Consider the following 22,272-nt stretch of genomic DNA (forward strand, 5'->3'; position numbering starts at 1 on the left):
ACGGTATCAAAAATGCCGAGACAAAGTTAATTATCGGGAATCGACAATCCATAGCAACGCGCAAATCGATTCATATGAACCCATTGGCGCGAAAGATGCCGAATCGCTATTGATAATGAATTGGCAAGATAAATACCGGTTCACAGCAGCACGATGTCGTACTGCTCCTGTGCCATGGCGGTCTCGGCCTGCAGCGAGATGGGTTTCTTGATGAAGTCGGACAGGCCGGCCAGGTGCTGGCTTTCCTCGTCCAGGAACATCTCGACCACCTTGGGCGAGGCCACGATGCGGAACTCGCGCGGGTTGAACTGGCGCGCCTCGCGCAGGATTTCGCGCAGCACCTCGTAGCAGACGCTGCGCACGGTCTTCACATGGCCCTTGCCCTGGCAGACCGGGCAGGATTCGCACAGCATGTGGGCCAGCGATTCGCGCGTGCGCTTGCGCGTCATCTCCACCAGGCCCAGCTGCGAGAAGCCACCTGCCATGGTCTTGACCCGGTCGCGCCCGAGCTGGCGCTTGAATTCGGACAGCACCTCGGCCTGGTGGTCGTCGCGCACCATGTCGATGAAATCCACGATGATGATGCCGCCCAGGTTGCGCAGGCGCAGCTGGCGCGCGATCTGGTGGGCGGCTTCCAGGTTGGTCTTGAAGATGGTGTCGTCGAAGTTGCGCGCGCCCACGTAGCCGCCGGTATTGACGTCCACCGTGGTCAGCGCCTCGGTCTGGTCCACGATCAAGTAGCCGCCCGACTTGAGGTCCACCCGCCGGCCCAGCGCGCGGGCGATTTCCTCGTCGATGGCGAACAGATCGAAGATGGGCCGCTCGCCGCGGTAATGCTGCAGCTTGGGCACGGCCGCCGGCATGTACTCCTGCCCGAAGGTCATGAGCAGGGCGAACTGCTCCTTGGAGTCGATGCGGATGCTCTGGGTGCCTTCGCCCACCAGATCGCGCAGCACGCGCTGCAGCAGGTTCAGGTCCTGGTGCAGCAGCGACATGGGCGGCAGGCGCACCGAGGCCTCCTTGATGCGGCTCCAGGTCTTGCGCAGGTAGCGGATGTCGTCGGCCAGCTCGGCGTCGCTGGAGTCCTCGCCATTGGTGCGCAGGATGAAGCCGCCGCCCCCGCCGGTTTCCTTGGTGCCGACCAGGCCCTGCAGCCGGGCGCGCAGCGCGTCGCGCTCGCCCTGCGGGATTTTCTGCGAGATGCCGATGTGGTCGTCCTGCGGCAGCAGCACCAGCAGGCGTCCCGCAATGCTGATCTGCGTGGACAGGCGCGCGCCCTTGGTGCCGATCGGATCCTTGATGACCTGCACCATGATGGTCTGGCCCTCGAAAACCTGCTTTTCGATGGGCACGACAGGCATGTCCTTGCGCGCGAACATGGGGGCCTCGCCCCCTTCCTGCCGCTGCCAGACATCGGCCACGTGCAGGAAGGCCGCGCGCTCCAGGCCGATGTCGATGAAGGCCGACTGCATGCCCGGCAGCACACGCGAGACCTTGCCCAGGTACACGTTGCCGACCAGGCCGCGCTCCAGCGGGCGCTCCATGTGCAGTTCCTGGACGGCGCCGTTCTCGATGATGGCCACGCGCGTTTCCTGTGGCGACCAATTGATCAGAATGTCTTGCTGCATGCTGTGCCTGTGGTGTGCTTTGTCGTTTGTATTTCTCGGCCGGAGCGGCCCGGCAGACATCTTGCCGTGCCGCGCGCTGCCGTCGGCCGTGCGCGCCTGCCTGCACGCCCCTCGGGGCCCAGGTCGGGGAGCTGGCCTACAGCGCCCAGCCCAGCTCGCGCAACAGCGCCGCCGTCTCGAACAGCGGCAGGCCCATGATGCCCGAGTAGCTGCCTTGCAGCCACTGCACATGGGCCGCCGCACGGCCCTGTATGCCATAGGCACCGGCCTTGCCCATGGGCTCGCCCGAGGCCACGTAGGCATCGATCTGCTGAGCGCTCATGGCCGCAAAGCGAACCCGGGAGACCGACAGCGCAGCCAGGCGCCGCGCGCCATGCTGTATGGCCACGGCCGTCAGCACCTCATGCTCTCGGCCCGCAAGCCCCGTCAGCATGCGGCGTGCATCGTCGGCATCGGCGGGCTTGCCCAGAATGCGGCCGTCGAGCGCCACCGTGGTGTCCGAGCAGAGCACGGGAGCGGCAGCCAGCGCACGGCGCGCGTGGCGGGCCACGGCAGCGTCGAGCTTGAGTGCGGTCACGCGCTGCACGTAGTCGCGCGCTGCCTCGCCGGCCAGCTCGGCTTCCATGGCCTCGGCATCTTCGGCGATGTCGCCATCCGCATTGGGCAGCAAAAGCTCATGGGCCACGCCCAGCTGCTCCAGCAGTTGGCGGCGGCGGGGGCTTTGGGAGGCTAGGTAGATGAAGGGCGGCATGATGAAAATGAGAAATGCCTTCAGCCCTTTGTATCAAAGCGCCGAAGGCTATCAAAATCATAGTATCACGAGATCTTCCGATCCGCATGACACCGCCGCTGCCGCTATTCCCGGTGGTAGGGATGGCCGGCGTTGACCGACCAGGCACGGTACAGCTGCTCGATAAGGAGCACCCGCACCATGGCATGCGGCAGGGTCAGGTCCGACAGGCGTATGCGCTCGTGTGCGGCCTGCCTGAAGGCGGGGTCCAGACCGTCCGGGCCTCCGATGATGAGGGCCACGTCATCGCCCTCCAGCTGCCAGCCCTGCAGGCGCTGGGCCAGGGCTTTGGTCGTCAGATTGGTGCCGCGCTCATCGAGCACCACGATGCGCGTGCCGCGCGGAATGGCGGCCTCGATGCGCTTGCGCTCGGCCGCGTACAGGGTCTCGACCGTCTTGGAGCCGCGTGGCTCCGTCTTGACGGCCTTGAGCTCCACCTTGAGTTCCGGAGGAAAACGCTTGGCGTAGTCGTCGTAGGCTGTCTGCGCCCAGTCGGGCACATGCTGGCCCACGGCCACGATCAACAGCTTCATGCAGCGTCAGCCCTGAACCGCTCAGGCCTTGGCGCGGGGAGCGCGCTTGGCTGCCGGCTTGGCGACAGGCTTGGCAGCGGCGCCAGCCTTGGCCTTGGCGGGGGCGCGGTTGACCACCACGGTCTTGATGGCCTTGGGCGCCGCCGTCTTGCCGGCCGGCGACTTGGCTGCGGCCGACTTCACAGCAGCCGACTTTGCGGCAGCCGGCTTTGCCGCTGCGGAACGGGGTGCAGCGGCCTTGGCAGGGGCCGCCTTCTTGGCAGCGGGCTTCTTGGCGGCGGCGGAGGCTGCGCCAGAAGCGGCCTTCTTGGCTGCAGGCTTGGCAGCGGTTGCCGCCGCCTTCTTGGTTGCAGCCTTCTTGGCCTTTTCTTCCGCCTTGTCGGTGGCAGCCGAGCGCGTGGGCTTGGGAGCGCCCAGCTTCAGGCGCACAGGCGTCTCGCCCCAGATCTCTTCCAGGCGGTAGTACTGGCGGATGGCCGGCTGCATGACATGGACCACGGCCTGGCCGCAGTCCACGATGATCCACTCGCCGTTTTCTTCGCCTTCCTGGCGCGGCACGGGGAACCCGGCCTGCTTGACGGCGTCGCGCACGCTGGAGGCCAGCGCCTTGGTCTGGCGGTTGGAGGTGCCCGCAGCCACGATCACGCGCTCGAACAGCGGCGAGAGCTTTTCGGTATTGAAGACCTGGATGTCTTGGGCCTTGACGTTTTCGAGGCCGTCAACAATGGCGCGTTGCAGCTTGGTCACGTCGCGCTTGGCTGCGGAATCCGATTTGGTGGAAGTGGTCATCAGGCGGTGATCAATGGAATAGGAATGGGATCAATATAGCGCGAGCGCCGTGCGGCCCGTAGAGGGCTGGGCTGTAGCGGCGCTCCAAAATGCATGGAGTTCGCCCACAGATCGCCGGAAGATTTCGCGCCGAAGAAAGTGGAGAACGCAGCCAACGCTGCGCCTCAAGCTATTGAAATTATAGTTTTGCCGCCTATTCCCTTGCACGCGCGGATTTCGCCACGCCGCTCGGGATGGTGGCTTTCGGGCTCAAAGCCAGTCGCGAGGCACCAGGAATTGCTCCAGCAAAGCGCGCTCGGGGGTGCCGGGCGCGTCCTCGCGCTGGTAGCTCCAGCTCGCATGCGGTGGCATGGACAGCAAGATGGACTCCGTGCGCCCGCCGGACTGCAGGCCGAAGTGCGTGCCCCGGTCCCAGACCAGGTTGAACTCCACATAGCGGCCGCGGCGGTAGCGCTGGAAATCGACCTGCTGCTGCCCGTAGTCCATGGCCTGGCGGCGCTCGACGATGGGAAGGTAGGACTCCAGAAAGGCATCGCCCACCGAGCGCAGCATGTCGAAACTGCGCGCCTGGCCCAGTTCCGAGAAGTCGTCGAAGAAGATGCCGCCGATGCCGCGCTGCTCGTTGCGGTGCTTCAGGCGGAAGTACTCGTCGCACCAGGTCTTGAAGCGCGGGTAGAGCGTGTCGCCAAAAGGCGCCAGCGCATCCCGGCAGACGCGGTGAAAGTGCTGTGCATCTTCCTCGAAGCCGTAGACCGGCGTCAGGTCCATGCCGCCGCCGAACCAGCAGGTGGGTTCGTTGCCCGGCTGCCCTGCCGCACCTGAGCCGGCCGAACCTGAGCCGGCCGCACCTGAGCCGGCTGCAATCATTCGCACATTCATGTGCACCGTAGGCACAAAAGGATTGCGCGGATGGAAGACCAGGGACACGCCCATGGCCTCGAACGGCGCACCGGCCAGCTCAGGCCGGTGCTGCGTGGCCGAGGGCGGCAGCTGCGGCCCGCGCACATGCGAGAAGCCACAGCCCGCGCGCTCGAACACGCGGCCGCCTTCCATGATGCGGGTGATGCCATCGCCCTGCAGGCGCTCGCCGGGGCCCTTGCTCCAGGCGTCGGACAGAAAGCGTGCACCGCCCTCGCCTTCCACCTGTTCCAGCGCCTGCGTGATGCGGGCCTGCAGGCCCGTCAGGTACTCGCGCACCAGGGCCACGGGCAGCGCCTGCCCGGTCGATTGCTCTGCCATGGACTCAGTTCTTCACGGCACGGAAGCCGATGTCGCGGCGGTACTGGGCACCATCGAAATGGATGCCACGCGCCACGTCATAGACCTTTTGCTGGGCCTGCTTGACGCTGTCGGCCAGCACGGTGACGCACAGTACGCGGCCACCGCTGGTGACGGGCACACCGTCCTTGAGCTGGGTGCCGGCATGGAAGACCATGGCATCGGCGGCGTCCTGCGGCAGCCCGCTGATGGCATCGCCCTTGCGCGGGTCCTCGGGGTAGCCTGCTGCGGCCATGACCACGCCCAGCGCCGTGCGGCGGTCCCATTGCAGCTCGACCTGGTCGAGCTTGGCATCGGTGGCCGCCAGCATGACGTCCACCAGATCGCTCTTGAGACGCATCATGATGGGCTGGGTCTCGGGGTCGCCCATGCGGCAGTTGAACTCCAGCGTCTTGGGATGGCCGGATGCATCGATCATCAGGCCCGCATACAGGAAGCCGGTGTAGGGAATGCCGTCCTTTTCCATGCCGCGGATGGTCGGCAGGATGATCTCGCGCATGGCGCGGGCATGCACGTCGGCCGTGACCACGGGCGCGGGCGAGTAGGCGCCCATGCCACCCGTGTTCGGGCCCTGGTCGCCGTCCTTCAGGCGCTTGTGGTCCTGGCTGGTCGCCAGGGCCAGGACGTTCTTGCCGTCGCACAGCACGATGAAGCTGGCTTCCTCGCCGGCGAGGAATTCCTCGATCACCACGCGGGCGCCGCCGTCGTTGTGGGCCACGCCGTACTTGTTGTCCACGAGCATGAAGTCCACGGCGTCGTGGGCTTCCTGCAGCGTGGTCGCAACGACCACGCCCTTGCCTGCGGCCAGGCCGTCGGCCTTGACCACGATAGGCGCACCCAGGCGATCCACATAGGCGTGGGCAGCAACCGGATCGGTGAAAGTCTCGTAGAGCGCCGTGGGGATGCCGTGGCGCGCCATGAAGTCCTTGGAGAAGGCCTTGGAGCTTTCCAGCTGGGCGGCCGCCTTGGAGGGGCCGAAGATGCGCAGGCCATGGGCACGGAACTCATCGACCACGCCGGCCGCCAAAGGCGCCTCGGGGCCCACCACGGTCAGCGCGACCTTCTCGGCCTGCGCCCACTCGCGCAGCGCCTGCGGGTCGGTGATGTTGAGGTTCTCCACCTTGCCGCCGGCCAGGCCCGTGCCACCGTTGCCGGGGGCCACATAGACCTTGGTCGATTTCGGCGATTCAGCCAGTTTCCACGCCAGGGCGTGCTCGCGGCCTCCGCCACCAATCACAAGAATTTTCATAGTTCAGCGTTGTGGTAGACGTCCTGTACGTCATCCAGGTCTTCGATCATGTCCAGCAGCTTTTGCATGCGGGCTGCGTCATCGCCTTGCAGGGCGATGGTGTTTTCCGGGCGCATGGTGACTTCAGCCACCTCCGGCGTCAGGCCCTTGGCCTGCAGCGCGTCGCGCACGGTTTCGAACTCGGCGGGTGCGGTCAGCACCTCGATGGCCCCCTCATCATCGGTGATCACGTCCTCGGCACCGGCCTCCAGCGCCACTTCCATGATCTGGTCCTCGTCGCTTCCGGGAGCAAAGATCAGTTGTCCGACATGCTTGAACTGGAAGGACACGGAACCCTCCGTGCCCATGTTGCCACCGTACTTGCTGAAGGCATGACGCACATCCGCCACAGTGCGCACGCGATTGTCGGTCATGGTGTCCACGATGATCGCCGCGCCGCCAATGCCGTAGCCTTCGTAGCGGATTTCCTCGTAGGTCACGCCTTCGAGATTGCCCGTGGCCTTGTCGATGTTGCGCTTGATGTTGTCGGCCGGCATGTTGGCCGCCTTGGCCTTTTCCACCGCCAGGCGCAGGCGCGGGTTGGCGCTGAGATCGCCCCCTCCCGTGCGTGCCGCCACCATGATTTCACGGATGATGCGAGTCCAGACCTTGCCGCGCTTTTCGTCCTGGCGGCCTTTGCGGTGCTGGATATTGGCCCATTTACTGTGTCCTGCCACAGGCTGTCCTTTGATATTGATTTAACCTTGCGGCTGGGATTTTACTTTTGACCGCATGCTCCCCCGAGGAAACCCGAAATGGCCGCTCCACTTCTGATCGCCCGCCACTCTGCCACAGAATGCCTGCTGCTGCCCGCACTGGCCAATCGACATGGCCTGATCACCGGCGCCACGGGCACCGGAAAGACCGTGACGCTGCAGAAAATGGCGGAAGGCTTCTCCGAAATCGGCGTGCCGGTGTTCATGGCCGACATCAAGGGCGACCTGTCGGGCATCAGCCAAAGCGGCAGCACCGGCGCCAAGATGGCGGCTTCGCTGCAGGAGCGCGGCATCGAGATTCCTCAGCCCCTGGCCTGCCCCACCACGCTGTGGGACGTGTTCGGCGAGCTGGGCCATCCGGTGCGCGCCACGGTTTCGGACATGGGGCCGCTGCTGATCGGGCGCATGCTGGCCCTGAACGACACGCAGATGGGCGTGCTCAACCTGGTCTTCAAGATTGCCGACGACAACGGACTGCTGCTGCTGGACCTCAAGGACCTGCGGTCCATGCTCCAGCACGTGGGCGACAACGCCAAGCAGTTCACCACCGAGTACGGCAACATCAGTGCCGCCAGCGTGGGGGCCATACAGCGCGGGCTGGTGGCCATCGAGTCGCAGGGCGGCGACAAATTCTTTGGCGAGCCCATGCTCGACATCAACGACCTGATGCAGACCGATGCGGGCGGCAAGGGCGTGGTCAACATCCTGGCGGCCGAGAAGCTGATGAATTCCCCGCGCCTGTACTCCACCTTCCTGCTGTGGATGCTGTCCGAGCTGTTCGAGCGCCTGCCCGAGATCGGCGACCCCGACAAGCCCAAGCTGGTCTTCTTCTTCGACGAGGCCCACCTGCTGTTCAACGATGCGCCCAAGGTGCTGCTCGAACGCATCGAGCTGGTGGTGCGCCTGGTGCGCTCCAAGGGCGTGGGCGTGTATTTCGTCACGCAAAACCCGATGGACGTGCCCGACACCGTGCTGGCCCAACTGGGCAATCGCGTGCAGCATGCGCTGCGCGCCTTCACGCCGCGCGACCAGAAGGCCGTCAAGGCCACGGCCACCACGATGCGGCCCAAGCCGGGGCTGGACATCGAGGCCGCCATCACGGAGCTGGCCGTGGGCGAGGCCCTGGTGAGCTTCCTCGATGAAAAGGGCCGCCCCGGCATCACCGAACGCGCCTATGTCATTCCACCGGGCAGCCAGATCGGTCCGATCAGCGAGGAGCAGCGCAAGGTCTTGCTGGCGCAATCGCTGGTGGCAGGTGTCTATGAAAAGGCGGTGGACCGCGAATCGGCCTACGAAGTGCTGCGCGGACGCACGGCAGCATCCGGCGACGGGGCCTCGCCGGCAGGCCCTGCCGGAGCCGCACCCGCCGCCAGCGAAGGCGGCGGCGCCATGATGGACGGGCTCAAGGACCTTCTGTTCGGCACCACAGGCCCGCGCGGAGGCAAGCACGACGGCCTGGTTCAGACCATGGCCAAGTCCACCATGCGCACCATGGGCAATTCGCTGGGCAAGGAAATCCTGCGCGGCGTGCTCGGCGGCATCCTGGGCAACAAGAAGCGCTGAAGCGCTGGCGCACCGGCACTGCGCCGCATCAAACACCATAGCACCCAGCCGTTGCCATGCAACGGCTGGCGCATTTCAGGGCGCTGAAAGCCTGCGCATGCGGCTATGATCGAAACCGCCTCCATCCACTTTGCGGAACCGCACGCCATGACGACGAACAGCCCTCCCTCGCTGCCCACCTATGACGACGTTGCCGCCGCAGCCGGCCGGCTGGAGGGCGTGGCCCACCGCACCCCCATACTGCGCAGCCGCACCGCCGACGAGCTGCTGGGCGCCCAGCTGTTCTTCAAGTGCGAGAACCTGCAGCGCACGGGTGCCTTCAAGATACGCGGCGCCTACAACGCGCTGTCGCAGTTCACGCCCGAGCAGCGCAAGCGCGGCGCCCTGGCCTTCTCTTCGGGCAACCATGCCCAGGCCGTGGCACTGGCCGCGCAGATGCTGGACATGCCCGCGCTCATCGTCATGCCCGAGGATGCGCCTGCCTCCAAGATGGCGGCCACCCGCTCCTACGGCGCCCAGGTGGTGACCTATGACCGCTTCACCGAGGACCGCGAAGCCATCTCCCGGCGCCTGGCCGACGAGCGCGGCATGACGCTGATCCCGCCGTTCAACCACCGCGACGTGATTGCCGGCCAGGGCACGGCGGCCAAGGAATTGTTCGAGGAGGTGCCCGATCTGGACTACCTGTTCGTCTGCCTGGGCGGCGGCGGCCTGCTGTCGGGCAGCCTGCTGGCAGCCGGACAGCTCTCCCCGCGCTGCAAGGTCTACGGCGTCGAGCCCCAGGCCGGCGACGATGCCCGCCAGTCGCTGCGCGCAGGCCGGATCGTGCAGATCCCCACGCCCCACACCATTGCCGACGGCGCGCAGACCCAGTCCATCGGCGATATCACATTCGCCATCATCCGCGAGCATGTCGAAGATATCCTGGCCGTGGCGGACGAGCATCTGGTGCAGGCCATGCGCTTTTACGCGGAACGCAAGAAAATCGTGGTCGAACCCACGGGTGCGCTCTCGCTGGCGGGCGCCCTGCATGGCGGGGTTGCGCTGTCGGGCGCACGCGTGGGCATTCTCATCAGCGGCGGCAATGTGGACCTGGCGCGCTACGCGCGCTTTCTGCACGACTGAACCGACCCCTGGCGCCGGCCCCAAAATACCGGCGCCCTTTTTTCCAGAAGAAAACCATGAGTACTCTGCACCTGATCGACCACCCGCTGGTCCAACACAAGCTCACGCTGATGCGCCGCAAGGAAGCCAGCACCAACAGCTTCCGCCGCATGCTGGGCGAGCTGTCCACGCTGATGGCCTACGAGATCACGCGCGACATGCCGCTGCAGGACATCGAGATCGAGACCCCGCTGGAGACCATGACCGGCAAGGTCATCGACGGCAAGAAGCTGGTGCTGGTGTCCATCCTGCGCGCCGGCAACGGTTTCCTCGACGGCATGCTCAACGTCGTGCCCGGCGCGCGCATTGGCCACATCGGCCTGTACCGCGACCCCGAGACGCTGCAGCCCGTCGAGTACTACTTCAAGATGCCCTCCGAGATGGAAGAGCGCGACGTGCTGGTCGTCGATCCCATGCTGGCCACGGGCAATTCGGCCGCCGCCGCCGTGGCGCGCCTGAAGCAGCTGAATCCGAAGTCCATCAAGTTCATGTGCCTGCTGGCCGCGCCCGAAGGCGTGGCCACCATGCAGAAGGCCCATCCCGACGTGGACATCTACACGGCCGCCGTGGACCGCCAGCTGGACGCCCACGGCTACATCCTGCCGGGCCTGGGCGATGCGGGCGACCGAATCTTCGGCACCAAGTGAGCCGCCGGGCGCTGGGCGCCTGCACCCACAAAAAAGCCGCACGATGTGCGGCTTTTTTGCTTGGCAGCGGGGACAGCGTCATCAATCCACCAGGCCCGCGTAGACGTTCTGCACGTCATCGTCGTTCTCGATGCCGGCCAGGAAGTCCTGCACTTCCTCCTGCTGCTCAGCCGACAGGCTGGCCATGCTGACCGGCGTCTTGGCCTTGTAGCCCAGCTTGGCCGACAGCACCTTGAAGCCCTGGGCCGGCAGCGCCTTGCTCACGGTATCGAGGTCGGTGGGGTCGGTGATGAACAGCGTCGTGCCCTCTTCCTCGCCGGGCTCGAAGTCCTGTGCACCGGCCTCGATGGCGGCCAGTTCGGCATCGGCGCCGCCTTCGGGCTCGCCTTCGATCATGCCCACATGGTCGAAGTCCCAGGCCACGGCCGTCATCTGGCCCTTGCGAAAGCACACACGCATGTTGGGCGCCGTGCGGTTCACGTTGTCGGTCAGGCACTCGATCATCACCGGCACGCGGTTGGGGCCGTAGCCTTCATAGACCACGCGCTCGTAGTTGACGGCATCGGCACCCACGCCCGAGCCCTTCTTGATGGCACGCTCGAGCGTGTCCTTGGGCATGGAGGCCTTGCGTGCGGCTTCCACCGCCATGCGCAGGCGCGAGTTGCCTGCCGGATCGGCGCCGGCGCGCGCCGCGACGATGATTTCCTTGACAAGCTTGCCAAACAGCTTTCCCTTGGCGTCGGCGACCAGCGCCTTGCCCTTTGCTTTCCATTGCGCGCCCATGGCTGCTTTTCCCTTGCGGATTCTCTGGTGGGTAGGAGGCGCCGCCGCCCGCCCCCGCAGGGACCCGGCCCGGCGCCGAAAGAGCGCTGTTTATACACCCGCGCAAGTGGCTGCGCGGGCTTTTTGCGCAGTGGTTGACAGGTCGCCGCAGGCTCTGGTGGCGTCGTGCATGATGCTGGCTTGTGCGAAGCCCCCTGCCTGCGCTGCACCGCCGCCGACGTCAACGGCGGTGCATCCGGCTTCCCGTCTTGTCCCCTCATCACAGGAGCATCGGCATGCCGCCATCCCTATCCGCCGCCCTCGCCATCAGCACCCTGGGCCTGTCCGGCGCACTGTGGGCCGCCAGCCCCAACCTCTCCACAGAAATCGTCGCCGAAGGCCTGGAGCACCCCTGGGCCATGGCTTTCCTGCCGGATGGGCGCTACCTGGTGACCGAGCGGCCGGGCCGCATGCGCATCGTGCAGGGCGACGGAAGGCTGGGCGCTCCCCTGGCGGGCCTTCCGGCCGTGGAGGCCGCAGGCCAGGGCGGCCTGCTGGACGTGGTGCTGGACAGCGACTTCGCGCGCAACCGCCAGCTGTACTTCTGCTACTCCGAGCCCGGCAGCGGCGCCGACAGCGGCAAGAACAGCACGGCGCTGGCCAGCGCCCGGCTGTCCGACGATGCCAGCCGGCTGGAGCAGGTGAAAGTGCTGTTCTCGCAGCGCCCCAGGTACGCGAGCGCATTGCATTTCGGCTGCCGCATCGTGGAGCGCAGGGTGGACGGCAAGAGCGATGGCACGCTGTTCCTGGCGCTGGGCGAGCGCTCGCGCTACAAGGAAGAGGCCCAGAACCTGCAAAGCCACCTGGGCAAGATCGTGCGCATTGCCAAGGACGGCAGCGTACCCAGGGACAACCCCTTTGTCGGCCGCGCGGATGCCTGGCCCGAGATCTGGAGCTACGGCCACCGCAACGCCCAGGGCGCGGCGCTGGCGCCCGATGGCAGCCTGTGGATGCATGAGCACGGCCCGCAGGGCGGCGACGAGGTCAACCGGCCCGAGCCCGGCAAGAACTACGGCTGGCCCGTGATCACCTACGGCGAGAACTATGGCGGCGGCAAGATCGGCGCCGGCATCACGCGCAAGGAGGGCATGGAGCAGCCGCTGCACTACTGGGTGCCGTCGATCGCCCCCTCAGGCATGGCCTTTGTGACCAGTGACCGGTATGGGGCGCAATGGAAGGGATCGCTGGTCGTGGGCTCGCTCAAGTTCCAGCGGCTGGAGCGCCTGACGATCAGGTCTGGGAAGGTGACGGCCAGCGAGCAGGTGCTGCCGCGCCTGGGCCAGCGCGTGCGCGATGTGCGCCAGGGACCGGACGGCTGGCTTTACCTGCTGACGGACGCCCAGGGCGGGCAGTTGCTGCGCGTCACCGCCACGCCCTGAGTCCCGTCACGCGCGGCGGCTCACTGCACGGTGATGCCGTTGGCCTTGACCACGGCATCCCAGCGCTTGCGCTCGGCGGCCACGAAGCCCGTGAAGGCGGCGGAGGAGCTGCCCACGGGCGTCAGGCCCAGTTTCTCCAGGCTGGCGCGCGTGGCCGGCAGGGCCAGGGCCTTTTGCACCAGGTCCTGCAGCTTCTGCACGGTCTCGGGCGCGGCGCCTGCGGGCAGGAAGAAACCGTTCCACTCCGTGACCTCGAAGCCCTTGATGCCGCTTTCCGCCACCGTGGGCACGTCGGGCAGGTCCGGCATGCGCTTGGCCGAGGACACGGCCAGCGCCTTGAGCTTGCCGCCCTTGACATAGTTGATGCTGGAGGCGGCGTTGGCAAAGTACACATCGACCTGGCCGCCCATGACATCGACGATGGCGGGCGCCCCGCCCTTGTAGGGAACGTGGACGGCATCGAACTTGGCGTCTGCCTTGAGCAGTTCCGTCGCCATCTGGGCCAGGCTACCCGGGCCGTAGGAGGCATAGGTGAGCCTGCCGGGCTTTTGCCGCGCGGCATTCATGAAGTCGGCCAGGCTGTTGTAGGGCGAGGATGGCGCTGCCACGAGGATGTTGGGCACGCTGATGGCCTGGGACACCGCAATGAAATCCTTGGCCGGGTCATAGGGCAGCTTGCGCAACGCGGGGTTGATGGCGAAGGACGATGCGTCATACAGCACCGTATAGCCGTCGGCCTTGGCGCGCGCCACGAGGGCGGCACCAATGGCGCCGCTGGCGCCGGCCTTGTTGTCCACCACCACGGTCTGGCCCGAGACCTCGCCCAGCGCCTTGGCGATGATGCGCGCCGCATTGTCCGCACCGCCGCCGGCCGAGAACGGCACGACGACCGTGATGGCCTGCGCGGCCGGATAGTCGGCCGCATGCAGCGTGCCCTGGAAAAGTCCCAGTCCCAGTCCCAGCCCCAAGGCCAGCACCGTCATGGCGGGCCGCAATGTCTTGATCTTCTTCACGTTTCTGTCTCCTGTTGCTCCATGGTGAAAACCTGGGCTGCGAGGCTTGCGTGCCCCGCGCCCTCAATCGAATCCGTACAGCTCGGCGGCGTTGTCCACCAGCACGCGGGCGCGCAGCGCCGCATCGGGAATCCAGCGTGACAGCAGCGCCAGCAGCATGGGGGTCTGCGGCGGATGGGCAGCTTCGGTGACATGGGGCCAGTCGCTGCCCCAGACCAGGCGCTGCGGGGCCTCGGCCACCCAGGCCTGCGCCAGCGCGTCGCAATCGGCATAGCCTGCGGCCAGGCCCGCCCGGCTGTTCAGATACGGGCCCGAGAGCTTGACCCAGGCCCTGCCCTGCTGCACCAGCCCACGGACCACACCGAAGGCGGGCTGGTGCACGCCTGCGCCGTCAGTGCTGTCAGCCAGCCGCGCCATGTGGTCGAACACCAGGGTGCATGGCAGCCGCTGCAGCAGCGCCGCATGGGCCGCGATCTGGTTGGCCAGCCAGTGCAGCTGCACATGCCAGCCCAGCGGGGCAATGCGCTCGGCCAACGGCTCCAGCATGTCCAGCCGCACGGCTGCATCGTGCTCGGTGTGCAGCGAAAAGCGGATGCCGCGAATGCCGCCGTCATGCAGCGCCTGCAGCTGGGCGTCGGTGCTCTCGGGGTGCACTACGGCAATGCCACGCGTGCTTGCAGCGCCCAGCGACTGGATGGCGTGCAGCGTGGCCCGGTTGTCCGTGCCATGCGCACGCGGCTGGACGATGACGGCGCGCTCCAGCCCCATGGCGCCGCGCAGCTGCGCATAGTCGGCAGCCGTGGCATGGGCACCAAAACACGTATCAAAACGCGTATGAAAGCGCGGATCGAAGACATGCAGATGGGCGTCGCAGGCTCCAGCGGGCAGTGCGTGCATCAGAGGCTCTCTTGCGCGGCGGCCTTCAGCGCCTCGGTATGCTGGCCCAGCGTGGGCGCGGCAAAGGCCGGCGGGCCGGGCGTGCGGTCGAACTCCACGGCGCCGGCAAAGCCCCGGTAGCTGCCCAGGGTCGGATGCTCGAAACGGGTGACCATGCCTTCGGCCTGCACCTGCGGGTCGTCGAACATGTCTTCCACCGTGCGCGCCGCCGCGCAGGGCACTTCCTCGCCGAACAAGGCCTCCCATTCCAGCGCGCTGCGCCCCGCCAATGCCTGGCGCAGCAGGGGCACCAGCACGTCGCGGTGCTGGGCGCGCTTGCGCACGGAGTCGTAGCGCTCGTCACCGGCCAGCTCGGGCAGCCCCAGCTTGCGGCACAGCGCCTCCCAGAAATGCGCGGTATTGGCCGAGATGTAGAGATAACCTTCGCGCGTCGGGTGGATGCCCGTGATGCCGCCGGAGCGCATGTCGCGCCCCACCTCGCGCGGCTCGCCCTCGGCCCAGACCATGCGTGCGGACTGCATGGTCAGCGCCGCGCGCAGCAGCGACACGCCCACATGCTGGCCCAGCCCGCTTTTCTCGCGCTCGTACAGCGCCGACGACACGCCGCCCGCCACCAGGGCCGAGGCGTAGTAGTCCACCACGGAGCCGTAGAGAATCTCGGGCGGCCCGCCAGCCTTGCCCTGCATGGCGCACATCCCGGTCATGGTCTGCAGCACCTGGTCGTAACCCGCCTTGGCCTTGAGCGGACCCCGGCTGCCGTAGCCGGTGACGCTGCAATAGACGAGGCGTGGGTTGATGGCGGCCAACTGCGCAAAACCGATGCCCAGCCGCTCGGGCACGCCGGGCCGGAAGTTGTGGACCAGCACATCGGCCTCGCGCACCAGGCGCAGCAGCACGGCGTGGTCGGCCTCGTCCTTCAGGTCCAGCACCATGCCCCACTTGCTGCGGTTCACGCCCAGGAAGGCGCGGCTTTCGGCCTCCAGCGTGGACGGGTACTTGCGCAGGTTGTCGCCCACGGGCGGCTCGACCTTGATCACCTCGGCGCCCTGGTCCGCCAGCAGCGAGCAGCCATACGGCCCCGCGATATAGGCGCTCAGGTCCAGCACGCGCACGCCGCTGAGCGGGCCTTTCGGCCCCTGGCGTTCACCGGGCACAAAACTCATTCGTTTCTCCTGATAGGGAGGCGGGAAGGCCTGGGGCGCCTCCCGCCAAAGGCCGGGTTCAATCGGCCTGGATATTGCGGTCCTTGGCGAGCTGCTTCCAGCGCGCCACGTCGCTGCGGATCACTTGTGCGAACTGCTGCGGCGTCACGGGGTTGGCAATGGCGCCTTCGCGCAGGAAGCTGGCCTGGATGGTCGGCTTGGCCAGCACCTGGTTCACGGCCTGGTTGAGGCGGTCCACGATGTCGGCGGGCGTGCCCGCAGGCGCCAGCAGCCCCCACCACAGATCGAATTCGTAGCCCGGGATGGCCGTTGCCATGGGCGTCAGGTCCGGCGCAATGGGGCTGGGCTTGAGGCTGGTGATGCCGATGGCGCGCAGCTTGCCGTTGCGCACCATGGGCAGGATGGACGGGCCGCTGGAGACCAGCATCTGCACCTGGTTGCCGATGACATCGGTCACGGCCGGACCCTGGCCCTTGTAGGGCACATGCATGATGTCCATGCCCGGCACCATGGAGCGCATCATCTCGGTCGCGAAGTGGTTGATGCTGCCGGTGCCCGAGGTGGCGTAGTTGAACTGGCCCGGGCTGGCCTTGATGGCGCGCACCAGATCCTGCGGCGTCCTGGCCGGGAATTCGTTGTTCACGGCCACCACCAGCGGGCCCTTGGCAAACATGGCCACGGGCGCCAGGTCCTTGACGGGATCGAAGGGCATCTTGGCCTGCACCGCGGCATTCGTGGTCATGCTCGACGACACCGCCACCAGCGTGTAGCCGTCCGCCGCCGCCTTGGCCACCGAGGCCGTGCCGGTGTTGCCGCTGGCACCGGGCCGGTTGTCCACGATCACGGTCTGCTTGAGCAGATCGCCCATTTCCTTGGCCACCTGGCGTGCGAACACATCATTGGAGCCTCCCGGCGGATAGGGAACCACCATGGTGATGGCCTTGGACGGGAAGGCGCCCTGCGCCATCAATCCCGGCGAAGCCAGCCCGGTCAGCGTGGCCACCGTTGCCGTGGCCGCCAGCGCCACCAGCCTGCGCCGCGTGCGGCAATGCGAAATGCTCATGTCTTTGTCTCCTGTCCTGTTTCTTGTCGTTGTGGTGCACGGCATGCAGGACGCCGGTACACCGGAATGCCAGAACCCTATTCAGGCCACCAGCAGCCCCTGTGCATGCGCCGCAGCCACTATGGCCTGGGCACGCAGCACAAAGGGCTTGTCCACCATCTTTCCGTCCACCACATAGGCGCCCAGCGCATTGGCGTCAGCCTCACGGGCCGCCTGGACCACCTTCAGCGAGTGGGAAATCTCCTGCTCGGTCGGCTGGTAGACCGCATTGGCCAGCGCGACCTGGCTGGGGTGTATGCACGTCTTGCCCAGAAAGCCCAGGCCGCGCGACAGCCGCGCCTCGGCGCTGAAGCCGTCGCTGTCGCGGATGTCGGCAAAGGCGCCGTCATAGGCATAGATGCCTGCCTCGGCAGCGGCCATGCGCACGGCAAGCAGCACCTGGGCAATGGCGGCGGGCTCGCGCCGGTTCACGCCAAAGGGCTCGAACAGGTCGCCCAGCCCCATCTGCAGGCCGGCCACGCTGGCGTGGGCGCCGGCCAGTTCGGCAGCGCAGCGCAGGGCGCGGGGTGTTTCGATGTTGAGCAGCAGGCCAGGCGCCTGGGGCACGCCGTTGGCATCTGCCGCATCGGCAATGCGCTGTGCGGCCTCACGCACCTGCTGCACGGTCTCGGGCTTGGGCAGGTTGATGAGGTGCACGCCGTCGCGCACCATCTCGGCGATGTCAGCGCCGAAATGCGGCGTGTCCATGGCGTTGACGCGCACGATGAGCGTCTTGCCGTGGCCCCGGCTTTCAGGGCTGAGCAGAAAGCTGCGCAGCAGGCCGCGCGCCTCGTCCTTGCGGGCTTCGGCCACCGCGTCCTCCAGGTCGAAGGACAGCGCGTCGGCCTCGCCGGCCAGTGCCTTGGCGAACAGCTCGGGACGCGATGCGGGAACAAACAGTTTGCTTCTCATGGCCCGCATTGTGGGCGGCAGAAAGCCAAGAGAAACACAGGTAATATTTGTTCAAACCACACAAATTCTTTGTTTATGGAAACCAGCTACCTGCACAGCTTCCTGCTCGTGGTGGAGACCGGCTCCATGGCCGAGGCCGCGCGGCGCCTGGACATCACGGCCGCCGCCGTGGCCCAGCAGATCCGCATCCTGGAGCGCGAGTTCGACGCCCCCCTGCTGGCCCGCGCAGGCCGCACCGTGCTGCCCACCCCGGCCGGCCACCGCCTGGCCCAATCCGCGCCGCAGTTGCTGCGCGAACTGGCCAATGCCAAGACCCATGTCAGCCAGGAAGGCACGGCCGGGGAACTGGTCATAGGCACCATCAACACGGCGCTGCACAGCCTGCTGCCCGACATCCTGGCCGGCTTCGTGAAGAAGTGCCCTGACGCCAAGGTGTTCCTGCGGTCGGCTACCACGCGCGAGCTGTACGAGGCCGTGCGGCAGGGCGAGCTGGATGCGGCGGTCTGCCTGCACCCCTCGTTCGCCCTGGCCAAGACCTTCGACTGGACACTGCTGCGCGAGGAGCCGCTGGTGCTGCTGGTGCCGCGCCAGCTGGCGCACCTGGACCCGCACACGCTGCTGCGCACCCAGCCGCTGATCCGCTATGACCGCAGCTTGGGCGGCGGCCAGATGGTGGAGCGCTACCTGCGCGCCGCGCAGATCTCTCCCCAGGAGCGCTTTGAACTGAGCTCGCTGGTGGCGATTGCCATGATGGTGGACAGGGGCCTGGGCGTCTCCCTGGTGCCCGACACGGCGCTGAACCTGCCCGATGGCCAGGGCGTGGTGCGGCTGGCCCTGCCCGAGGAATCGCAGTCGCGGCGCTTCGGTGTGATGTGGCTGCGCTCTTCGGCACGCCTGCCGCTGATCCACAAGCTGGTGGAATGCGCGCGCACCGTGGTCAGGCAGCGCGGCGGTCCTCGCGCTGCCGCACGCGCAGCAACCCGGTCACCATAGTCCGCACCTTCAGGACTCCGCCACGGCCGCCATGGCAACCAGGTCCTGGAACCTGCGCAGCACCGCAGACGCATCGCCCACGCGCGTGGCCAGATGCAGCGGAGCGGCCAGCCCCGGGCATTGCGACAGCGTGCGGTAGGCAATGCCGTCGCTGCGCAGGCGCTGCATGGAGGCCGGCACGATGGACAGCCCCAGCCCTGCCGAGACCAGGCTCAGCGTCGCCGTCATGCGCGGCGCCTCCTGCACCACGCGCGGGCTGAAACCGGCCTCCAGGCAGGCCTTGAGAATGGCGTCGTACAGGCCCTGCCCCACCCTGCGCCGGTACAGCACGAAATCCTCCGAGGCGAGCTGCGGCAAAGGCACGGGCCGGCGCAATGGGCGTGCCAGCGCATGCCCTGCCGGCAGGGCCAGCAGCATGGGCTCTTCCAGAATCGGCACGGCCTGCAGCCCCTGGCTGCCATGCAGGGGCGAGCGCACAAAGGCCGCGTCCAGCCGCTCGTGCAGCAATGCATCCATGAGTTCACCCGTGCCCGCCTCCTCCAGTGCCACGGCCACGCCGGGCACCTGCTGGCGGAACATGCGCAGCACGCCCGGGACAAAGGGATGCAGCGCGGCAGAGCTGGTGAAGCCCACGGCCAGCCGGCCCGTCTCGCCCCGGGCGGCACGGCGCACCACCTCGGCCAGCACGTCACAGCGCTCCAGCAGCGCCTTGGACTCTTCCAGCAGCGCCAGCCCCGCCGCCGTGGGCCGCACGCCGCGCGGCAGGCGCTGCACCAGCTCCACGCCCAATTCGTGCTCCAGGCCCTGCAGCAACCGCGTCAGCGGCGGCTGCTGCATGCCCAGGCGCTCGGCCGCGCGGGTGATGTGGCCTTCCTCGGCGATGGCGACAAAGGCGCGCAGTTGGCGAAGCTCGGGCACATCAATACTTTCAAGGTATGGGAAGACTTCAATTGTGGCATTTGCAATCATGGATGGACGGATTTACGCTCGCGCCCCACAAACACACCTACCTGAAAGGCAACACGATGACCTGGTCCGCAAAGCAGTACACAACGTTCGAGCAGGAGCGCACGCGCCCCGTGCGCGACCTGGTGGCCGCCATTCCCGATCTGCCTGGCCGCGCCGTGCGGCTGGCCGTGGACCTGGGCTGCGGCCCCGGCAACTCCACCGAGGTCCTGGCCCAGCGCTTCCCCGGGGCCACCGTGACGGGACTGGACAATTCCGAGGACATGCTGGATGCCGCACGCAAGCGGCTGCCGGGCACGGCCTTCTCCCTGGCCGACATCGCCACCTGGCAGCCCGACCAGCCGCAGGACGTGATCCTGGCCAATGCCTCGCTGCAGTGGCTGCCCGACCACCAGCAGCTTTACCCGCGCCTCGTCAGCCACCTGGCCCCCGGTGGCAGCCTGGCCGTGCAGACGCCGGACAACCTGGAAGAACCGGCCCACCGGCTGGCACGCGAAGTGGCCGCCAGCGGCCCCTGGGCTGCCACGATTGGCGATGTGCGCCACCCCGCACGGCACAGCGCGGACTTCTACTACGCCCTGCTTCGCCCGCACTGCAGCAACGTCGATGTCTGGCGCACCACCTACTTCCACCCGCTGGCGCGCGGCCATGCCGCGGTGGTTGAGTGGTTCAAGGGATCGGCGCTGCGTCCCTTCGTCGCGCCGCTGGACGAGGAGCAAAAGGCCGGCTTCTACGCAGCGTATCTGCAGGCCATCTCCCAGGCCTACCCCGCGCTGGACGATGGCACGGTGCTGCTGCCCTTCCCCAGGCTGTTCATCGTGGCCAGCCGCTGAAGCAGCGCGCCTTAGGCCCTCAGCGCGCCGGATGCAACTCGATGAGATCCCACAGATTGCCGTAGAGGTCTTCGAACACGGCCACGGTGCCGTGGGGCTTGCGCTGGGGTTCCTGCACAAAGCGCACGCCGCGCGAGCGGTAGGCTTCGAAGTCGCGCAGGCAGTCGTCGGTCTGCAGGAACAGGAACACGCGCCCGCCCGTCTGGTTGCCCACGCGCGCGGCCTGTTCCTCATTCGTGGCGCGGGCCAGCAGCAGGCGCACACCGCCGCCACCGGGAGCCACGGTGACCCAGCGCTTGCCCTCGGACAGGGCGGTGTCCTCGATCAGCACGAAGCCCAGCGCGCCCACATAAAAGCGCAGCGCCTCGTCATAGTCGCGCACGGCGACGCTCACCTGTCCTATCACCTGGGGCATGGAATCCTTTGCAGCAATGGTGCGGTCCTCGGACCACGGGGCCGCGAGGATAACGGAGCCCTGTCAATGCCCTGCCGCCCTGGCCCGTAAGCCCTGCGGCTGGCCCCACAATGGCGGCTTGCAATTGCCTCGTGAGGGACGGGAATCCATGCTGAATGCCTTGTGGCTGGGCTTTTTTCTGGTGGCGGCCGTGGCTGCGCTGGCCCAATGGCTGGTCGGCGGCCAGGCCGGGATTTTCTCGGCCATGGTGCAGGCGCTGTTTGCCATGGCCAGGCTGTCGGTCGAGGTCATGGTGCTGCTGTTCGGCACGCTGACGCTGTGGCTGGGCTTTCTGCGCATCGCAGAGAAGGCCGGCGTGGTGGAGTGGCTGGCGCGCGTGCTGGGCCCGTTGTTCGCCAGGCTCATGCCCGAGGTGCCGCGCGGCCATCCGGCCCTGGGCCTGATCACGCTGAACTTCGCGGCCAACGGGCTGGGACTGGACAACGCGGCCACGCCCATGGGCCTGAAGGCCATGCGCTCGCTGCAGGAGCTCAATCCCCGGCCCGACACCGCCACCAATGCGCAGATCCTGTTCCTGGTGCTCAATGCGTCGTCGCTGACCTTGCTGCCCGTGACCATCTTCATGTACCGCATGCAGCAGGGTGCGCCCGATCCCACCCTGGTCTTTCTGCCGATCTTGCTGGCCACCTCGGCCTCGACCCTGGTCGGCCTGCTGGCCGTGGCCGCCGTGCAGAGGCTGCCGCTGTGGAGCCCCGTGGTTCTGGGCTATCTGCTGCCGCTGGGCCTGGCGCTGGCGGGCTTCATGGCCTTTCTGGCCACGCTGTCGGCGGCCGCACTGGCCCAGCTGTCATCGCTGCTGGGCAACCTGACGCTGTTTGCCCTGATCGTGCTGTTCGTCACCCTGGGCGCCTGGCGCAAGGTCGCGGTCTACGACAGCTTCATCGAGGGCGCCAAGGAAGGCTTTGACGTGGCCAAGGGCCTGCTGCCCTACCTGGTGGCCATGCTCTGCGCCGTGGGCGTGTTCCGCGCATCGGGCGCGCTGGAGTATGCGCTGTCGGGCATACGCTGGGTGGTCGATGCCATGGGCATGGACGCCCGCTTCGTGGACGCCCTGCCCACGGCCCTGGTCAAACCCTTCTCGGGCAGCGCGGCGCGCGCCATGCTGATCGAGACCATGCAGACCCAGGGCGTGGACAGCTTCGCCGCCCTGGTGGCCGCCACCATCCAGGGCAGCACCGAAACCACCTTCTACGTCCTGGCCGTCTACTTCGGCGCCGTGGGCATACAGCGTGCCCGCCACGCCGTTCCCTGCGCCCTCATCGCCGAACTGGCCGGCGTGGTGGCGGCCATCGTGGTCTGCTACAAGTTCTTTGGCTGAAGG

Annotated in this window: 22 protein-coding genes; 7 read left to right on the forward strand and 15 right to left on the reverse strand. The window is 67.2% G+C overall.

Annotated features, from left to right (window positions below; translation table 11 throughout):
• Positions 1-140: 140 nt before the first annotated feature.
• From rng to PO605_RS09920, 7 genes are all read right to left on the reverse strand, one after another.
• Positions 141-1,628 carry a ribonuclease G gene (gene rng, locus PO605_RS09890; protein WP_016453532.1) on the reverse strand — a complete coding sequence of 496 codons (1,488 nt, stop codon included), beginning with the start codon at positions 1,626-1,628 and terminating at the stop codon, positions 141-143.
• 136 nt (positions 1,629-1,764) lie between these two features.
• On the reverse strand, positions 1,765-2,379 hold the full coding sequence (locus PO605_RS09895) for a Maf family protein (protein WP_047218151.1): 615 nt from the start codon (positions 2,377-2,379) through the stop codon (positions 1,765-1,767).
• Positions 2,380-2,483: 104 nt separating this feature from the next.
• A complete protein-coding gene (rlmH, locus tag PO605_RS09900; RefSeq protein ID WP_012205361.1) occupies positions 2,484-2,951 on the reverse strand; it encodes a 23S rRNA (pseudouridine(1915)-N(3))-methyltransferase RlmH in 468 nt (155 codons plus the stop codon).
• A gap of 21 nt (positions 2,952-2,972) precedes the next feature.
• The gene (rsfS, locus tag PO605_RS09905; protein ID WP_016446885.1) at positions 2,973-3,740 is read right to left on the reverse strand and encodes a ribosome silencing factor; all 768 of its coding nucleotides are present in this window, start codon (positions 3,738-3,740) and stop codon (positions 2,973-2,975) included.
• A 249-nt stretch (positions 3,741-3,989) separates the two neighbouring features.
• The gene (gene hemF / locus PO605_RS09910) at positions 3,990-4,979 is read right to left on the reverse strand and encodes an oxygen-dependent coproporphyrinogen oxidase (protein ID WP_052195843.1); all 990 of its coding nucleotides are present in this window, start codon (positions 4,977-4,979) and stop codon (positions 3,990-3,992) included.
• 4 nt (positions 4,980-4,983) lie between these two features.
• On the reverse strand, positions 4,984-6,267 hold the full coding sequence (gene purD / locus PO605_RS09915; protein WP_012205358.1) for a phosphoribosylamine--glycine ligase: 1,284 nt from the start codon (positions 6,265-6,267) through the stop codon (positions 4,984-4,986).
• Positions 6,264-6,983, reverse strand: coding sequence for a YebC/PmpR family DNA-binding transcriptional regulator (locus PO605_RS09920; RefSeq protein ID WP_012205357.1), 720 nt, complete (start codon positions 6,981-6,983; stop codon positions 6,264-6,266). Before PO605_RS09920 ends, purD begins: the two co-directional genes overlap by 4 nt.
• Positions 6,984-7,061: 78 nt before the next feature.
• Here PO605_RS09920 and PO605_RS09925 point away from each other — a divergent pair, with 78 nt between their 5' ends.
• The 3 genes from PO605_RS09925 to upp all read left to right on the forward strand — a co-directional run bounded on the left by PO605_RS09925 (position 7,062) and on the right by upp (position 10,396).
• Positions 7,062-8,585: a helicase HerA-like domain-containing protein gene (locus PO605_RS09925; RefSeq protein WP_016446883.1), complete on the forward strand. Its 1,524-nt coding sequence runs from the start codon at positions 7,062-7,064 to the stop codon at positions 8,583-8,585.
• 147 nt (positions 8,586-8,732) lie between these two features.
• The gene (locus tag PO605_RS09930) at positions 8,733-9,710 is read left to right on the forward strand and encodes a threo-3-hydroxy-L-aspartate ammonia-lyase (protein ID WP_026062217.1); all 978 of its coding nucleotides are present in this window, start codon (positions 8,733-8,735) and stop codon (positions 9,708-9,710) included.
• A gap of 56 nt (positions 9,711-9,766) precedes the next feature.
• A complete protein-coding gene (gene upp / locus PO605_RS09935) occupies positions 9,767-10,396 on the forward strand; it encodes a uracil phosphoribosyltransferase (RefSeq protein WP_012205354.1) in 630 nt (209 codons plus the stop codon).
• 81 nt (positions 10,397-10,477) lie between these two features.
• Here the strand turns inward: upp and PO605_RS09940 are convergent, their stop codons facing one another.
• Entirely contained in the window at positions 10,478-11,179 is a 702-nt protein-coding gene (locus tag PO605_RS09940) for a YebC/PmpR family DNA-binding transcriptional regulator (RefSeq protein ID WP_016446881.1), read from the reverse strand.
• Between the two features lie 275 nt (positions 11,180-11,454).
• Between PO605_RS09940 and PO605_RS09945 the strand changes: the two genes are divergently transcribed.
• The gene (locus PO605_RS09945; protein ID WP_046239341.1) at positions 11,455-12,597 is read left to right on the forward strand and encodes a PQQ-dependent sugar dehydrogenase; all 1,143 of its coding nucleotides are present in this window, start codon (positions 11,455-11,457) and stop codon (positions 12,595-12,597) included.
• Between the two features lie 20 nt (positions 12,598-12,617).
• On the opposite strand, the gene PO605_RS09950 is transcribed toward PO605_RS09945, so the two are convergent.
• The 5 genes from PO605_RS09950 to PO605_RS09970 all read right to left on the reverse strand — a co-directional run bounded on the left by PO605_RS09950 (position 12,618) and on the right by PO605_RS09970 (position 17,684).
• Positions 12,618-13,610 carry a tripartite tricarboxylate transporter substrate binding protein gene (locus PO605_RS09950; RefSeq protein ID WP_016453538.1) on the reverse strand — a complete coding sequence of 331 codons (993 nt, stop codon included), beginning with the start codon at positions 13,608-13,610 and terminating at the stop codon, positions 12,618-12,620.
• A gap of 63 nt (positions 13,611-13,673) precedes the next feature.
• Positions 13,674-14,507 carry an amidohydrolase family protein gene (locus PO605_RS09955; protein ID WP_272206409.1) on the reverse strand — a complete coding sequence of 278 codons (834 nt, stop codon included), beginning with the start codon at positions 14,505-14,507 and terminating at the stop codon, positions 13,674-13,676.
• Positions 14,507-15,670, reverse strand: a complete 1,164-nt coding sequence (locus PO605_RS09960) for a CoA transferase (RefSeq protein WP_047473465.1) — start codon at positions 15,668-15,670, stop codon at positions 14,507-14,509. Before PO605_RS09960 ends, PO605_RS09955 begins: the two co-directional genes overlap by 1 nt.
• Before the next feature lie 58 nt (positions 15,671-15,728).
• Positions 15,729-16,733, reverse strand: coding sequence for a tripartite tricarboxylate transporter substrate binding protein (locus PO605_RS09965; RefSeq protein ID WP_047473463.1), 1,005 nt, complete (start codon positions 16,731-16,733; stop codon positions 15,729-15,731).
• Between the two features lie 81 nt (positions 16,734-16,814).
• Entirely contained in the window at positions 16,815-17,684 is an 870-nt protein-coding gene (locus tag PO605_RS09970) for an HpcH/HpaI aldolase/citrate lyase family protein (protein WP_047327733.1), read from the reverse strand.
• Between the two features lie 75 nt (positions 17,685-17,759).
• On the opposite strand from PO605_RS09970, the gene PO605_RS09975 reads away from it, so the two are divergent.
• The gene (locus PO605_RS09975; RefSeq protein ID WP_047473461.1) at positions 17,760-18,677 is read left to right on the forward strand and encodes a LysR family transcriptional regulator; all 918 of its coding nucleotides are present in this window, start codon (positions 17,760-17,762) and stop codon (positions 18,675-18,677) included.
• A gap of 9 nt (positions 18,678-18,686) precedes the next feature.
• On the opposite strand, the gene PO605_RS09980 is transcribed toward PO605_RS09975, so the two are convergent.
• The gene (locus PO605_RS09980) at positions 18,687-19,595 is read right to left on the reverse strand and encodes a LysR family transcriptional regulator (RefSeq protein ID WP_197065170.1); all 909 of its coding nucleotides are present in this window, start codon (positions 19,593-19,595) and stop codon (positions 18,687-18,689) included.
• Between the two features lie 107 nt (positions 19,596-19,702).
• Between PO605_RS09980 and tam the strand changes: the two genes are divergently transcribed.
• Positions 19,703-20,476, forward strand: a complete 774-nt coding sequence (gene tam / locus PO605_RS09985; protein ID WP_197065169.1) for a trans-aconitate 2-methyltransferase — start codon at positions 19,703-19,705, stop codon at positions 20,474-20,476.
• 19 nt (positions 20,477-20,495) lie between these two features.
• Here tam and PO605_RS09990 read toward each other — a convergent pair whose 3' ends face one another.
• The gene (locus PO605_RS09990) at positions 20,496-20,891 is read right to left on the reverse strand and encodes a VOC family protein (RefSeq protein WP_047473457.1); all 396 of its coding nucleotides are present in this window, start codon (positions 20,889-20,891) and stop codon (positions 20,496-20,498) included.
• 148 nt (positions 20,892-21,039) lie between these two features.
• On the opposite strand from PO605_RS09990, the gene PO605_RS09995 reads away from it, so the two are divergent.
• Positions 21,040-22,269 carry a nucleoside recognition domain-containing protein gene (locus PO605_RS09995; RefSeq protein WP_017404792.1) on the forward strand — a complete coding sequence of 410 codons (1,230 nt, stop codon included), beginning with the start codon at positions 21,040-21,042 and terminating at the stop codon, positions 22,267-22,269.
• The last annotated feature ends 3 nt before the right edge of the window (positions 22,270-22,272 follow it).

It is taken from the genome of Delftia sp. DT-2, assembly GCF_028401915.1.
GTDB lineage: Bacteria > Pseudomonadota > Gammaproteobacteria > Burkholderiales > Burkholderiaceae_C > Comamonas > Comamonas tsuruhatensis.

What these genes read in the sequence shown, in the direction of transcription:
- rng (WP_016453532.1), bottom strand. Translation starts at nt 1,628, where the DNA reads ATGCAGCAAGACATTCTGATCAATTGGTCGCCACAGGAAACGCGCGTG.
- PO605_RS09895 (WP_047218151.1), bottom strand. Translation starts at nt 2,379, where the DNA reads ATGCCGCCCTTCATCTACCTAGCCTCCCAAAGCCCCCGCCGCCGCCAA.
- rlmH (WP_012205361.1), bottom strand. Translation starts at nt 2,951, where the DNA reads ATGAAGCTGTTGATCGTGGCCGTGGGCCAGCATGTGCCCGACTGGGCG.
- rsfS (WP_016446885.1), bottom strand. Translation starts at nt 3,740, where the DNA reads ATGACCACTTCCACCAAATCGGATTCCGCAGCCAAGCGCGACGTGACC.
- hemF (WP_052195843.1), bottom strand. Translation starts at nt 4,979, where the DNA reads ATGGCAGAGCAATCGACCGGGCAGGCGCTGCCCGTGGCCCTGGTGCGC.
- purD (WP_012205358.1), bottom strand. Translation starts at nt 6,267, where the DNA reads ATGAAAATTCTTGTGATTGGTGGCGGAGGCCGCGAGCACGCCCTGGCG.
- PO605_RS09925 (WP_016446883.1), top strand. Translation starts at nt 7,062, where the DNA reads ATGGCCGCTCCACTTCTGATCGCCCGCCACTCTGCCACAGAATGCCTG.
- PO605_RS09930 (WP_026062217.1), top strand. Translation starts at nt 8,733, where the DNA reads ATGACGACGAACAGCCCTCCCTCGCTGCCCACCTATGACGACGTTGCC.
- upp (WP_012205354.1), top strand. Translation starts at nt 9,767, where the DNA reads ATGAGTACTCTGCACCTGATCGACCACCCGCTGGTCCAACACAAGCTC.
- PO605_RS09940 (WP_016446881.1), bottom strand. Translation starts at nt 11,179, where the DNA reads ATGGGCGCGCAATGGAAAGCAAAGGGCAAGGCGCTGGTCGCCGACGCC.
- PO605_RS09945 (WP_046239341.1), top strand. Translation starts at nt 11,455, where the DNA reads ATGCCGCCATCCCTATCCGCCGCCCTCGCCATCAGCACCCTGGGCCTG.
- PO605_RS09955 (WP_272206409.1), bottom strand. Translation starts at nt 14,507, where the DNA reads ATGCACGCACTGCCCGCTGGAGCCTGCGACGCCCATCTGCATGTCTTC.
- PO605_RS09960 (WP_047473465.1), bottom strand. Translation starts at nt 15,670, where the DNA reads ATGAGTTTTGTGCCCGGTGAACGCCAGGGGCCGAAAGGCCCGCTCAGC.
- PO605_RS09965 (WP_047473463.1), bottom strand. Translation starts at nt 16,733, where the DNA reads ATGAGCATTTCGCATTGCCGCACGCGGCGCAGGCTGGTGGCGCTGGCG.
- PO605_RS09970 (WP_047327733.1), bottom strand. Translation starts at nt 17,684, where the DNA reads ATGAGAAGCAAACTGTTTGTTCCCGCATCGCGTCCCGAGCTGTTCGCC.
- PO605_RS09975 (WP_047473461.1), top strand. Translation starts at nt 17,760, where the DNA reads ATGGAAACCAGCTACCTGCACAGCTTCCTGCTCGTGGTGGAGACCGGC.
- tam (WP_197065169.1), top strand. Translation starts at nt 19,703, where the DNA reads ATGACCTGGTCCGCAAAGCAGTACACAACGTTCGAGCAGGAGCGCACG.
- PO605_RS09990 (WP_047473457.1), bottom strand. Translation starts at nt 20,891, where the DNA reads ATGCCCCAGGTGATAGGACAGGTGAGCGTCGCCGTGCGCGACTATGAC.
- PO605_RS09995 (WP_017404792.1), top strand. Translation starts at nt 21,040, where the DNA reads ATGCTGAATGCCTTGTGGCTGGGCTTTTTTCTGGTGGCGGCCGTGGCT.